This window comes from Rathayibacter sp. AY1F2 (assembly GCF_002930885.1).
GTDB lineage: Bacteria > Actinomycetota > Actinomycetes > Actinomycetales > Microbacteriaceae > Rathayibacter.
In genome coordinates this window covers 91,472-104,721 of sequence record NZ_PSVG01000008.1, presented here as the reverse complement: position 1 = coordinate 104,721, position 13,250 = coordinate 91,472, and the positions used below count along the sequence as shown (strand labels likewise).

Genomic DNA, 13,250 nt, shown 5'->3' with positions numbered 1-13,250 from the left:
TCGATCGGCACGCGCCTCCTGCTGGTCGAGCAGCCGCCGCAGGCGCCCTGTCGAGACCCGCGCGGCTCAGCCGTGCAGGCCGTGGACGACCGCGTGGCCGCGGCCGCGGGAGATGAGCAGGCGGTTCACCGGGGTCGTGACGACGAAGGCCAGGGCCAGGGCGCCGGCGAGCGAGCCCCAGAAGAGGCCGGACGAGAGGCCCGCGTCCATCGCTCCGGGGATCGCGAGCACCACCGTGTTGTCGACGACCTCCATCACGGCGATCGAGACGGTGTCGGCCGCCAGCGCGATGCCGACGGCGGCGCGCCACGTCACTCCGGAGCGGAGCACGCCCCGCAGCGTGAGCGCGTAGCCGAACACGAAGGCGAGGACGATCGAGAGGGCGACCGTCGCCAGGGCGGGCAGCCCCAGGGCGGAGCCGATCACCATGCCGAGGACCTCGCCGATCGCGCAGCCGGTCAGGCAGTGCAGGGTCGCGAGGGCGGCGGCGCGCCAGGTGGTCGGGTGGTGGTGGGCGTGGTCGGTCATGGTGTCTCCTCCGGTTCGGTCCAGGGGAGTGCAACATACCCCCGGGGGGTATATTCCCGACCCGGCCGTCGGAGTCTCCTCCGGCTCCGCAGGCGCGCGAGCCGTTCGCCCGGGCGCGCTACCCTCGCCCCGTGCTCCTCCGAGCACCGCCCCTCGACACCAGGAGCCCCGATGGCCGCCCCCACCGTCCTCTTCGTCTGCATCCACAACGCCGGCCGCTCGCAGATGGCCGCCGGCTACCTCCGCGCCCTCTCCGGCGGCGCCGTCGAGGTCCGCTCCGGCGGCTCCGAGCCCGGCGACAGCATCAACCCGATCGCGATCGAGGCGATGGCGGAGGAGGGCATCGACATCTCGCAGGCCGTCCCGCAGCTGATGACCACCGAGCAGGTCCAGGCCTCCGACGTCGTGATCACGATGGGCTGCGGCGACGTCTGCCCCGTCTTCCCGGGCAAGCGCTACGAGGACTGGGACCTCGCCGACCCGAAGGGCCGACCGCTCGAGGAGGTCCGCTCGATCCGCGACGACATCAGGGCCCGCGTGCAGTCACTCGTCGCGGAGCTGCTGCCCGCCTGAGCCGTTCGATCCCGTCCGGCCGCGTCAGCGTTCGGCGGGAGGCGGGAACGTCCGCCCGACCGGAGGCGAGCCCGCCGGGAGCGCCGCGCGCGCCCGGTGCAGGAAGACGGCGGTCATGACGACCCGGGCGCGGGCCGGCGACGAGTCGAGCGGGCCGATCAGCTCCTCGATCCGCGCGAGGCGGTCGTAGAGGGTCTGCCGGCCGATGCCGAGCGCGGCCGCCGTCGCCGTCTTGCTCCCCCACAGCGACGCGAAGGCCTCGAGGGTGGCGAGCAGCTCGCCGCGCTGGGCGCGCAGGGGCCCGAGCACCTCCTCGACGAGGTCGTCCGCCTCCGGATCGTCCTGCAGAGAGCTCGCGAACCGCTCCAGGCGGTACTGGCGCGAGTCGACGACTCCGCCTGCGGGCGCCCACTCGCGCGCGCCGCGCACCTCCGCCAGCTCCCGCGGCACCCGCTCCTGCCCGCCGAGCCCGCTTCCGACGCAGAGCAGAGCGTCCGAGTCGAGGGCGGCGCCGAGGCGCAGGAGCTCCGTCCGGCCCTCCTCCATCGCGGCGGCGGTGGCGAACGGCAGCAGCGCCAGCAGCTCGGAGCCGACCACGCAGAGCACCGGGCCGGGATCCGCTCCCGCGCCCGTCAGGAGGCGGAGCAGAGCGCGGAGCCGCCGGTCGTCGTGACCGGTGTCGGCCCGGACGCCGAGGTAGCGCTCCCGGGATCCGGCGCCGAGGCGGCCGAGGAAGGCGTCGATCTGGAGGTCGGCCGCCGGGTCCGCGCGCTCGACGGATGCGATCGCGAAGAGCTGGGCGGTCAGCCGCTCGGTGACCGACGGCGGGCGGTGCCGGAGCACGGCGATCGCGAGGACGTCCGGCGCCCGGTCGAGCGCGACGGCGACGGCGTGGAGGTCGGCGTCGGCGTGGGCCCGCAGATGCAGGGTGCCCAAAAGGGAGTCGCCCGCGTGCAGCACGTTCGAGAACGTCCCGGCCGTCGGCTCCGTGTCGACGCCCGGCCCGGGCGAGGCGCGGGCGATCTCGTCGCCCGTGAGCGAGACGAGCGAGGCGGAGGCGCCCGTCGCGGAGGCGACGACCTGCAGGAGCTCGTCGACACCGGCGTCCCCGGAGGCCGCGTCGGCCAGCAGACCGGACACTCTGTCCGCCAGTCGGATGCTCCGGAACTTCTGCTCGGTGAGGTGGGTGTTGATGCTCTCGCAGGCCTGCACGAAGGGGACGCGCCGGGGCAGGGCGAGCACGGGGAGGCCGAGCTCGTCGGCCGCCGCGACGATCGGCGGCGGCACCGCGGGCAGGCGCGGCGAGAGCTCGAGAGCGAGGGCGCCGACTCCCGCATCCACCAGAGACCGCACGTACTCGCGGCACTCCGCCGGGTCCTGGTCGGTCGAGAGGAGCGCGCCCTCCATCAGGAGCAGCTCGCCTCCGAGGAGGAGGGGCGCGATGTCGAGCTGCTCGCTCGTGTGGGCCCAGCGGATCACGGCGCGCTCGGCGGCCGCGTGCCCGGCGGCCACCACCGGGAGCATGGCGGCGAGGCGCGGATCCCGCATCGCGTCCGACAGCAGGTAAGCCATACAGAACGTCCTCTCGCGTCACGGCGAATTTACACGCGGACGCGCCGCCCGAAACGGGTCCGCACGAGAGTGGAGCCTCACCGGGCGCCCCGCCCTCCCCTTCATCCCCCTCCCCGAGAGGATCCGCCATGAGCACCGACACCCTGCACGGCACCGCCGACGCCGAGGACGCGCTGAGTCCCCTGCCCGACTCCCGGCGCACCGCCCGGCTCGACGGGCAGTTCTGGATCTGGGCCGGCGCCAACATCGCCCCCATCAACTGGGTGCTCGGCGCCCTCGGCGTGAACATGGGCCTCGGCCTGGCGGACACCGTCACCGTCCTCGTGCTCGGCAACGTGGTCGGGATGGCGGTGTTCGGCTTCTTCGTCCTCCTCGGCCAGCGGACGGGGGCGACCGGGATGCTCGTGGGCCGGGCGATCTTCGGCCGGCGCGGCAACTACGTCCCGGCCGCGATCCAGGCCGTGGTCGTGATCGGCTGGTGCGCCATCAACACCTGGATCGTCCTCGACCTGGTCATCGCGCTCCTCGGCTCCGTCGGCGTCGTCGACCCGGAGCAGGCGAACATCGGCTGGAAGATCGCGGTGGCGGCGGTGATCATGGCGGTGCAGGTCGCGATCTCCTTCCTCGGCTACCGCGCGATCGCCGCCTTCGAGCGCTGGACCGTCCCGCCGACCCTCCTGGTGCTGGCGATCATGTCGGTCGTCGCCTGGTTCTTCCTCGACATCGACTGGTCCTACGCCGGCCCCGCGGAGGGCGCGCTCACTGGAGGCGACCGCATCGCGGCCATGTCCATCGTGATGACCGCCATCGGCATCGGCTGGGGCCTCACCTGGCTCGCCTACGCCGGCGACTACTCCCGCTTCGTCGGGCCCCGCTCCTCGAAGCGGGGGCTCTACCTGGCCAGCGTCCTCGGCCAGTTCATCCCGGTGGTCTGGCTCGGCGTCCTCGGCGCGACCCTCGCGACGAAGAACGGCTCCGTGGATCCCGGGGAGCTGATCGTCGAGAACTTCGGCGCCCTCGCGATCCCCGTGCTGCTCCTGGTGGTGCACGGCCCGATCGCGACCAACGTCCTGAACATCTACTCGTTCGGCATGGCGACCCAGGCCCTCGACATCCGGCTCGGGCGCCGCGCGCTCAGCCTCATCGTCGGCGTGCTGGCCTTCGCGGCCGCGGTGTTCTTCGTCTTCCAGGACGACCTCGCCACCACGCTCGACGCGTGGCTGGTCGGCCTCGTCGGCTGGGTCGCCCCCTGGGGTGCGATCGTGCTGGTGCACTACACCGTGTTCGAGCCGCGCGTCCGCTCCTTCGGGCACCTGTTCGCCCCGGTCGGCTCGCCGCTGCTGCCGGACGTCCGCTGGCGGGCGCTGCTCTCCTTCGCGATCGGCGCGACTCTGACCTGGCTGTTCATGAACGGCTCGGTGCCCGCCCTGCAGGGTCCGGCCGCGACCGCCCTCGGCGGCGTCGACGTCTCGTGGCTCGCGGGCGGAGTCTCGGCCGGCATCGCCTACCTCCTGCTCGGTCGGGACGCTCCCGCCTGGGTCGAGCGCCGGGAGTCGGCCGCGCCGGTCGCCGCGGAGCCCGAGCCCGTCCGCGGCTGAGCCCGAGCCCCTCCGCGGGCCGGCCCCCTCGCGAGCCGGCCCGCCCCGTCCCACCCCGCACCACGAACGGAACCGCCATGCCCCTCTTCCTCTCCGACGCCGCCGTGATCACCATGGACCCGGTCTCGGGCGCCGTCCCGATCACGGCGAGCATCCGCATCGTCGACGAGCTGATCGTCGCGATCGGCCCGGGCCTCGCCCCCGAGCCGGGCGACGAGGTGATCGACGGGCGCGACCGCCTGGTCGTCCCCGGCTTCGTCAACGCCCACACCCACTCGTGGGAGTACCTCTACAAGGGCCGCTACGACAACCTGCCGCTCGAGCTGTGGATGCTGCTGTCGTACCCGATCCTCGGGAACAGCCGCGTCGCTCCGGATCTGGTGCGGCTGCGCTCGTCGCTCTTCGCCCTCGAATCGCTGAAGGCCGGGGTCACGACCCTGGTCGACGACGTGCTCGAGAACCCGGACCAGGACGCGGAGCAGCTCGCCGCGGTCTTCGACGCGTACGACGAGATCGGAGTCCGCGCCAACATCTCGGGCCACGTGATCAGCAGGCCCTTCCACGAGACGATGCCGTTCCTCGAGGAGTACGTGCCCGCGGAGATCCTCGACCAGGCGCGGTCGGCGTCGCGCCCGACGACGGAGGGCTACCTCGCCTTCAGCCGCGAGGCGTTCGCGACCCAGCACGGGAGGGGAGGCGGGCGGCTGCGCTACATGGTCGCCCCGTCCGCTCCTCAGCGCTGCGGGCCCGAGCTGCTCGCGGGGGCGACCGAGCTGGCGCTCGAGCACGGGGCGGAGTGCCACATCCACGTCCTCGAGACGAAGACGCAGCTGGTGACCGGGGAGCTGTCCTACGGCTCGACCCTGGTCGAGTACATGGAGCGGATCGGCGCGCTCTCGCCGAACACGACCTTCGCCCACGGGATCTGGCTCACCGACTCCGACATGGAGCGGATCGCCGCCGCCGGCACGTCCGTCTCGCACAACCCGATCTCGAACCTCAAGCTCGGCTCGGGCATCGCCCCGTGGCGCGCGCTGCACGACGCGGGCGTGAACCTCGGCCTCGGCACCGACGGCTGCTCGAGCAGCGACTCTCCGCGCATGCTCGACGTCGTGAAGGCCGCGGCGCTCCTGCACAAGGTCACGGATCCGGACATCGCCACCTGGCCGACCGTGTCCGAGGTGCTCACGGCCGGCACGATCGGAGGCGCGCGCAGCGCCGTGCTCGACGACGTCACCGGCAGCATCGAGGTCGGCAAGCAGGCCGACCTCGTCGTCTACGACCTCGAGACGCTGAACTTCACCCCGCGCCAGCGGCTCGAGAACCAGCTCGTCTACTCCGAGAACGGCTCGTCGATCGACACCGTGATCGTCGCGGGCCGGGTCGTCGTCTCGAAGGGCGTCTCGACCACCGTCGACGAGGCGGCCCTCCGTGCGGATCTCGCCGCGCAGCTGGGGGAGATCGTGGCCTGGCAGGACTCGCTGGACCGGACGAACGGCGTGCTCACCGAGCCGTTCCGGCGGATGTACGAGCGGGCGATGCGGCACGACGCCCCCGTCGACCGCTTCAGCGGCCGCCGGCTGGTCTGAGGGCGGGCCGCCTCCCGGTGGACTCCCGGCTCGGCACACGGACGGGCGGGGGCGCGGCTCCAGTAGGTTTCGCACATGAGGTGGCGAGCGGGAGCGGTGGCGGTGCTCGTCCTCGCGCTCGCCGGGTGCACCGCGCCGGCCGACCCCGAGCCGACGACCGGGCCCACGGCCGCCCCCGTCTCCGGGCCGGTGGTCGGCGGCTACGGCGACCTGCACGTCGCGCCCGACGGGTCGATGATGTTCTGCTACTCCGACCCCGACCCGGGATTCACGGGCGTCTGGCGCGAGTGCCAGGACGGGATCCGCACTGTGGGCGTCGACCCGGCCGCGATCGACGCGACCCTCGGGGAGACGGCGACGGCCGATCCGGGCGGGCACCGCTGGGTCGGCGCGGCGGCCGGGAAGCGCACCGCCGAGGACGGCACCGACGTCTACACCGTCTTCCTCGCAGGCACGCGCACGGACGTCGCCTTCACCGTGACCGCGGTCGGCGAGGGCTCCTACCGCGTGCCGTCCGAGTACCAGGAGCTGCTGCCGGGAGTGCCGGGCGGGTTCCTGGTGCGGCTCGAGCCGATCGGCTGAGCGGGGGCGCCGGCGCAGGTGGAGGAGCCGAGCGGGGTGCGGCAGCCGGGAGGGGCGGAGCCGGCGGACTCGCGCACCCCCTCCCCCCGCCCCTCACAACGGGCGCGGCCGGTACCGCTCGATCAGCGCGTCGAACAGGCCGTTCATCCGCTCGTCGACCACGCGGCGCGACTCGTCGGCGTCGTACCACTCCACGATCTCGCGGGCGCCGTCGCTGAAGCGCACCGAGGGGGAGTACGCCGGGACGAGGCGGCGGATCTTCGCGTTGTCGAACACCATCGAGTGCGCCTTGTCGCCGATGATCCCGGCACCGAGCTCGGGGTCGGCCGCGGCGATCGCGTCGGAGGCGACGTGCACGAGGCGCGGCTCGACTCCGGCCGCCGCGGCGAGGCAGCGGTGGATCTCGTCCCAGGTCGGCGTCTCGTCCCCGGTGATGTGGAACGCCTCGCCGATCGCGGCGGAGGCGCCGAGAAGGCCGACCAGGCCGACAGCGACGTCGTCGGCGTGCGTGAGCGTCCAGAGCGAGGTGCCGTCGCCGAGGACGACCACCTCCTGGCCGCGGCGCATCCGGTCGACGACGGTCCAGCCTCCGTCGACGGGCAGCGCGGTGCGGTCGTAGGTGTGCGAGGGGCGGACGATCGTGACCGGGAAGCCGCTCGCGCGGTACTCGGCCACGAGCAGGTCCTCGCACGCGATCTTGTCGCGGGAGTACTGCCAGTAGGGGTTCCGGAGCGGAGTCGACTCGGTGACCGGGAGGCTGCGCGGCGGCTTCTGGTAGGCCGAGGCCGAGCTGATGAAGACGTACTGGCCCGTGCGGCCGGCGAACAGGTCGATGTCCTGCTGCACGTGCTCGGGCGTGAAGGCGACGAAGTCGATCACGGCGTCGAAGGTCTTGTCGCCGAGGGCGGCGGTGACGGAGTCGCGGTCGCGGCCGTCGGCCTGCACCTCGCGGACGCCCTCGGGCAGCGGGCGGAGCGACGTCCGCCCCCGGTTCAGCACGGTCACGTCGTGGCCGAGCTGCAGCGCCTCGCGGACGCAGGCGGCGCTGATGATGCCCGTCCCGCCGATGAACAGCACGCTGAGCGACATGGATCCTCCTCCGGCGGCGCCCGCGGCGGACGCCTCCCGACCCGATTCCCCCACATCGGGACGCCGCACGCGAGTCCCTTGACCCGGCTACCGCTCGACGGGACGCCGTTGCTCGTCCTCCGGCTCGGGGGCGAGCAGCGCCTCCGGAGCGGCCGCCGCGGTCGGCACGTCGGGTGCCGTCCGCTGCTCGAGGGAGCGCCCCCAGGCCGTGCCCGCGAGGATCAGCGCGATGCCGAGGAAGCCGACCGGCGCGATCGGGTCGCGGGCGAGCGCGACTCCGACGACCGCGGCCCACACCGGCTCGGTGCCCAGCAGCAGGCTGACGCGGGAGGGCGAGGTGCGGCGGACCGCCCACGTCTGCACGAGGAAGCCGAAGACGGTGCAGACCAGGACGAGGTAGAGGAACAGGCCGGCGCCCACGGGGTCGAGCCCCGCGACGTACTCGGGGATCGGCACGCCGACGACGAGCGACGCGGCGCTGAAGACGACGGCGCAGGTGCCGAGCTGCACCGTGGTCAGGCGGAGGGAGTCCATCGGCGCCCGCGCCGAGAGGCGGTGCATCGACGTGACGTGCACGGCCCGCACGACGGCGGCGCCGAGGATCAGCAGGTCGCCGGGGGAGAGCGGGCGGAGGGCGCCGTTGCCCGCGAGCAGCGCGACTCCGACGACCGCCACGAGGCATGCGAGCAGGAAGCGGCCCGGGAGCCGGCGCTTCGAGACGGCGGAGTCGAGGATCGGCGTGATCACGATCGTCAGGCTGATGATGAGGCCCGCGTTGGTGGCGGAGGTGCCGGCGATGCCGTAGGTCTCGAGCGCGAAGATCGTCGCGAGCAGCGCCCCGATGGTCACGCCGACCCGCCACTCCGCCGCGGTGATCCGGTGCCGCCGCGCCGCGACGATCACGGCCAGGCACAGGGCGGCGAGGGTCATCCGCGAGCCGAGCAGCGCCATCACGCTCGAGTCGGTGACGAGCTCCTTCGCCGCGAAGTAGGTCGAGCCCCAGGAGGCGGCGACCACGAGCAGGAGGAGGTCGACCCGGAAGCGGGAGAGGAGAGCACGCACGGCTCATCGTGGCGGCACGGAGACCCGAAGGACAAGACTGCATCTTCTTCGCCGACGCGTAAGTTGGAACTCATGGAACTCGGACAGCTCAGGGCTCTGCGGGAGCTCGGCGAGCGCGGGAGCATCGCCGCCGTCGCCGCCGCGATGCGGGTGTCCCCCTCCTCCGTCTCGCAGCAGATCAGCGCGCTGCAGCGCCGCACTCCGACGGCGCTGACCTTCCGCGTCGGGCGCCGGACTGCGCTGACCCCCGCCGGCCGCGCTCTCGCGGCGGCCGTGGTCGAGGTGGAGGTGGCGCTCGAGCGCGCGGCCCGGGCGGTCGCGGACTTCGAGGGGGAGCCGAGCGGCACGGTCTCGGTCGCCGCGTTCCACAGCGCGGGGCTGGCGATGTTCGGCCCACTGCTGGAGGCGCTGCGCGCACCGGGTCGGCCGGGCGTCGCGCTCGCCGACTTCGACGTGGCGCAGAGCGCCTTCGCCGGGCTGACCGCGGATCACGACCTGGTCGTCGCGCACCGGCTCGCCGGCAGCGCCGAGTGGCCCGGGACCGTGCGCTCCACGCCCCTCCTCTTCGAGCCGCTCGACCTCGCGCTGCGGCGCGACCATCCGCTCGCCGCGAAGGACGTCGTCCGTCCCGCCGACCTCCGCGACGAGGAGTGGGTCGCGGTGCACGAGGGCTTCCCCCTGGAACGGGCGATCGACGCCATCGCGGTCCTCGCGGGCGGCGACGCGCGCATCCCGCACCGGATCAACGACTTCCTGGTCGCGGCGGCGGTCGTGTCGGCGGGCGACGGCGTGGCGCTGCTGCCGCGGTACACGACCGACCTGCGGCGCACGCCGGAGGTGGTGCTGCGGCCGCTCGGGATCCCGGGGCTCGGCCGCCACATCGACTGCCTCGCCCGGCCCGAGACGCTGGAGCGCTCGGCCGTGCGGGCCGTGCTCGAGCAGCTGACCGGGATCGCCGCGGGGCTCGCCGCCGCGCCGTAGCATCGTGCCGTGCACCGCCTGATCGAGACCACGGCCGGAGACCCGGCAGCCACGGACCTCTTCGCCCTGCAGGAGGCCGACCTCCTCGCCCGCTACGGCGGCGACGACACCGGTCCGCGTCCGCCCGCCGACGCTCCGACCCTGCTGCTCGAGGTCGACGGCGGGCTCGTCGGCTGCGTGGCGCTCGCGGTCGAGGACGGCATCGGCGAGATCAAGCGGATGTTCGTGGTGAGCGCCGCGCGGGGCCGCGGGCTCAGCCGCGTGCTGCTCGCCGGCGTCGAGCGGCTGGCGGCCCGCGAGGGCGTGGAGCTGCTCCGACTGGTCACCGGCACGGAGCAGCCGGAGGCGATGGCGCTCTATGCGAGCGCCGGCTACGACCCGATCGCGGGCTACGGCTACTGGGGCGACGAGCCGAGCGCCCGCTGCTACGCGAAGCGGCTCGACCGCGAGGCGCTGCTCGCCGACGCGGGCTGACGCCGGGCTGGCGCTGGGCTGATGCCGGGCTGATGCCGGGCTGGCCGTTCGGCCGTCCGGGCGTGACGCCGGGCTGACGCCGGGCTGCCCGTTCGGCCGTCGCGGGCCGGCGCCGGACTGACGTCGGGTTCTGCGCTCGGCCGTCGCGGGCTCTCCGGGCCGCTCGGTCCAGGGTGCTCGCGAGTCGGGCCGCCCGCTCGGAGGGTCCGTATCGGCGAGTCCGACGGGGCATCTGCGACGTCGTGCACGACTGGTCGGCGGTGCGGGGAAGCTGCTGAGGATGAGGCGCGGGAGGCGCGGCGCGCCGCCTCAGGGCAGGTTCGCGCCAGAGCGGCCTCGAGCGGCGTGCCCCGTCGCGGAGCAGGCGACTCTGTCGGAGCGGCACGGGCATCCTCCCGCGCCTCTCACCCGACTCTGCCCCCGATACCCAGGGGTGCACGATGACAGAAGGACTCCGATGCAGAACGAAGACACCAGCACGCCGACCGGCGCCCCCGATCGTCTGACCCAGCGCCGAACCGTGGTGAAGGGCGCCGCATGGGCGATTCCTGTTGTGGCCGCCTCGATCGCCGCTCCGATGGCGTCGGCCTCGACCGCCCCCCAGTGCGCCCTGCAGGACGCACAGCGCATCGACGCCACCTCGACCACCGCGCTCGCGGCTCGGACGATCCCCGTGCCCGCGGGAACCCAGTGGGTCCGCTTCACGGCGGTCGGCGGAGACGGCGGCGGCGTCCGCACCGGGTCGGACGTCACCAGCGCCGGTGCGCGGGTGACGGGCACCATCCCCGTCGACGCGCTCGGCGGAGCGTCCGAGATCGTCATCACCGCGGGCTCGGGCGGCAGCAACCAGGCCGGCGGCCGGGGGCTCGGCAACGGCGGGGCTCCGGGCACTCCGGGCTACATCGGCTCCGGAGGAGGGGGCGGGGCCAGCGGGATCACCGCCGCGGGCTCCCTGCTCGTCATCGCGGGCGGCGGCGGCGGTAGCGCAGCCGGCTTCACCTCGAACGACTTCACCCGGTCCGCCCGCGTCGGGCCGAACGCGGGGTCCGGCGGTCCCGTCGGCGGCTCCGGCTACGACAGCGCCGTCTCGCGCGCGGACAGCAGCACCGGTTCCACCGAGCAGGCCCCGAGCACGGGCGGAAGCCAGACCGGGCCGGGGCAGCCCGGTGTGACGACGGTGAACGTGTCCGAGACGGTTCTCGGCAGCCCGGGCTCCGGGCGCGACGGCGGTGCCGGCGCAGCCAGGACGAACGCGAGCCGCCAGGTGACCTATGCGTCCGGTGGTGGCGGCGGCGGCTACTTCGGCGGTGCCGGCGGCGGCACCTCCCTGTGGGTGCGGGGTGGCGGCTCCTACGCGGCCAACGCGTCGACGGGCGCAGGAGGCAGCAGCTTCGCCGCGTCCGGCGTGACCGTCGAGAACTCCGACGTCGACACCCGTTCGCAGACGATGGGCTACGTGGAGGTCGCCTTCTTCGTCTGCGAGTAGCGCCTGCCCGAAGGCCAGGTGAGCCTCCGTGGTCGTCCGCTCCGGCGTGCGACCACGGAGGCTCGTCGTCGTCACCGTCCGCTCCACGTCGTCCCCGTCCTCCTGATGTCCCATCACCATATCAGTATGGGGCGGGAGGCGCCAGACCTCACTCCTCCTGCGGCTCCGCGCCGTCGTGCTGCAGGCGCACCAGGACGCGGCGGAGGTGCATCGCCGCGAGGACGCCGGGCCCGAGGGTCCGGGAGGTCGCGGCGGTCCGCTCGTCGACGACCTGCACGAGGTGCCGGATCGCGCGGGCCGCGCCTCCGATCGCCCGGTGCGCGGCGGGGGAGCCGACGTCGTCGCGGTCGATCGCGTCGGCGACCGCCCGGCAGGCCTCGCTCAGCGGCGGGCCGAGGGCCGGATCGAACGGGAGCGCGCCCGGCCGCTCCCAGATGGTGTCCGCGAGGGCGCCGCTCAGATCGCGGACGTGGAAGAGGATCGCGTCGAGCGTCTCGAGGCGGAGGTGGTCGGGTCGGGAGTCGCGCCGGTGCAGCAGCGCGCGCGGGTTGCCCTTGCGGCTCTCGTCCGCGTCCGCGAGGGCCGCGCGGACCTCCTCCGCCGTCCGGGCCAGCTCCTCGCCGTTGCGCGCCCACGCCTCGTGCTCGGGCGGCCACGTCTCCTCGAGCGCGGCGGCCAGCTGGCGCAGGTGCTCCGCGAGCTCGCGCTGGAACGCGTCGACCCGGGCGGAGGCCGCCTCGACGGTGAGCCCGGGGGCGACGACCACGTTCACCAGCAGCCCCACCACCACGCCCACCGCCATCTGCACGAGGTAGCCGAGGGAGTAGTCCTCGGCGTCGGCCCCGCCGATGATGAGCACGAAGAGGGCCGCCATCGGCACGTACTCGCGGCCCGCGCCGAACCACCCCGTCCCCGAGAGGACCACGCCGATCCCGACGACGAGCGGGATCGTCCACCAGGTCGGTCCGACGGTGACGACCACGAGGGCGGCGAGCCCGATCCCCGCCGCCAGGCCGAGCAGGGTCTGCAGTCCGGTGCGGACCGAGCCCATCAGGGTCGGGTACATGCTGACGAGGGCGCCGAGCGGCGCGTAGTACGGGTACTGCTCCGCGACTCCGGGAGCGAGCGGCGCGACGGCCCAGGCGATGCCGACCGCCAGCGCCGTCTTGAGAGCGAGCATGAGGCGCGAGCCGGTGACCGCCTCCCGCCAGGCGAGGGCGGCGCGGGACGTCCGGGTGCGGTGCATCCCGGCACCCTAGGCGAGGGGCGCGGACCGTCTCTCCCCTCTTGACAGCGGCGGCGGAGGCGCGAGCGGCGGTGGAAGAAAGAGGACGGCGGCTCGGGACGGCGGTGCTGATCACGACTCACGACGAACGTCCGATCCGGCCCACGTCGCCTGCGCCGTTCCACGGGGCGCCGCGGATCCTTCCTCCGTGACGAGAGCGACCGCGCGGACCGCAGGCGCCGTGAAGTGATGCCACCCCCGCTCACGGGGGCCGTTGAGTTTGCGCAGACGCCCTGTTACCGTGAACAAACCGTGCAGCTGGCGGCGTCGGAGGCCTCGAGGTGGAGGTCGCGCCGGATCCTGCGAGTCACGGCGAGTTCTTCTCCGAGGTCCACCGGGCCTCTCCCCTTGGCGCCCTCCGGCGCCTCTCCGCAGCCCCCCCGCCCCCGGGGGCGGGGGGGCTGCGGAGAGGCGCCGGAGGGCGCCAAGGG

Annotated in this window: 12 protein-coding genes; 7 read left to right on the top strand and 5 right to left on the bottom strand. The window is 74.0% G+C overall.

The window, feature by feature from the left end:
- Positions 1 to 66: 66 nt before the first annotated feature.
- Complete coding sequence (locus tag C5C54_RS08595) at positions 67 to 528, bottom strand: DUF4396 domain-containing protein (RefSeq protein ID WP_104234357.1); 462 nt, start codon at positions 526 to 528, stop codon at positions 67 to 69.
- A gap of 171 nt (positions 529 to 699) precedes the next feature.
- Here C5C54_RS08595 and C5C54_RS08590 point away from each other — a divergent pair, with 171 nt between their 5' ends.
- A complete protein-coding gene (locus tag C5C54_RS08590) occupies positions 700 to 1,101 on the top strand; it encodes an arsenate reductase ArsC (RefSeq protein WP_104288152.1) in 402 nt (133 codons plus the stop codon).
- Positions 1,102 to 1,125: 24 nt separating this feature from the next.
- Here the strand turns inward: C5C54_RS08590 and C5C54_RS08585 are convergent, their stop codons facing one another.
- Positions 1,126 to 2,673, bottom strand: coding sequence for a PucR family transcriptional regulator (locus tag C5C54_RS08585; RefSeq protein ID WP_104288151.1), 1,548 nt, complete (start codon positions 2,671 to 2,673; stop codon positions 1,126 to 1,128).
- A 128-nt stretch (positions 2,674 to 2,801) separates the two neighbouring features.
- Here C5C54_RS08585 and C5C54_RS08580 point away from each other — a divergent pair, with 128 nt between their 5' ends.
- The 3 genes from C5C54_RS08580 to C5C54_RS08570 all read left to right on the top strand — a co-directional run bounded on the left by C5C54_RS08580 (position 2,802) and on the right by C5C54_RS08570 (position 6,442).
- The gene (locus C5C54_RS08580; protein WP_104288150.1) at positions 2,802 to 4,271 is read left to right on the top strand and encodes a cytosine permease; all 1,470 of its coding nucleotides are present in this window, start codon (positions 2,802 to 2,804) and stop codon (positions 4,269 to 4,271) included.
- Positions 4,272 to 4,348: 77 nt separating this feature from the next.
- Complete coding sequence (locus C5C54_RS08575) at positions 4,349 to 5,860, top strand: amidohydrolase family protein (protein WP_104288149.1); 1,512 nt, start codon at positions 4,349 to 4,351, stop codon at positions 5,858 to 5,860.
- Between the two features lie 75 nt (positions 5,861 to 5,935).
- On the top strand, positions 5,936 to 6,442 hold the full coding sequence (locus tag C5C54_RS08570) for a hypothetical protein (protein ID WP_146078813.1): 507 nt from the start codon (positions 5,936 to 5,938) through the stop codon (positions 6,440 to 6,442).
- A 93-nt stretch (positions 6,443 to 6,535) separates the two neighbouring features.
- Here C5C54_RS08570 and C5C54_RS08565 read toward each other — a convergent pair whose 3' ends face one another.
- Positions 6,536 to 7,531: an SDR family oxidoreductase gene (locus tag C5C54_RS08565; RefSeq protein WP_104288147.1), complete on the bottom strand. Its 996-nt coding sequence runs from the start codon at positions 7,529 to 7,531 to the stop codon at positions 6,536 to 6,538.
- Positions 7,532 to 7,618: 87 nt separating this feature from the next.
- Positions 7,619 to 8,593, bottom strand: coding sequence for a DMT family transporter (locus tag C5C54_RS08560; RefSeq protein WP_219812173.1), 975 nt, complete (start codon positions 8,591 to 8,593; stop codon positions 7,619 to 7,621).
- Positions 8,594 to 8,665: 72 nt separating this feature from the next.
- On the opposite strand from C5C54_RS08560, the gene C5C54_RS08555 reads away from it, so the two are divergent.
- The 3 genes from C5C54_RS08555 (at position 8,666) to C5C54_RS08545 (ending at position 11,534) form a co-directional block, all read left to right on the top strand.
- A complete protein-coding gene (locus C5C54_RS08555; protein ID WP_104288146.1) occupies positions 8,666 to 9,574 on the top strand; it encodes a LysR family transcriptional regulator in 909 nt (302 codons plus the stop codon).
- A gap of 9 nt (positions 9,575 to 9,583) precedes the next feature.
- A complete protein-coding gene (locus tag C5C54_RS08550; protein ID WP_104226986.1) occupies positions 9,584 to 10,048 on the top strand; it encodes a GNAT family N-acetyltransferase in 465 nt (154 codons plus the stop codon).
- 457 nt (positions 10,049 to 10,505) lie between these two features.
- Entirely contained in the window at positions 10,506 to 11,534 is a 1,029-nt protein-coding gene (locus C5C54_RS08545; RefSeq protein ID WP_146078812.1) for a hypothetical protein, read from the top strand.
- Positions 11,535 to 11,682: 148 nt separating this feature from the next.
- Here C5C54_RS08545 and C5C54_RS08540 read toward each other — a convergent pair whose 3' ends face one another.
- The gene (locus tag C5C54_RS08540; RefSeq protein ID WP_104288144.1) at positions 11,683 to 12,780 is read right to left on the bottom strand and encodes an aromatic acid exporter family protein; all 1,098 of its coding nucleotides are present in this window, start codon (positions 12,778 to 12,780) and stop codon (positions 11,683 to 11,685) included.
- Positions 12,781 to 13,250 lie beyond the last annotated feature (470 nt).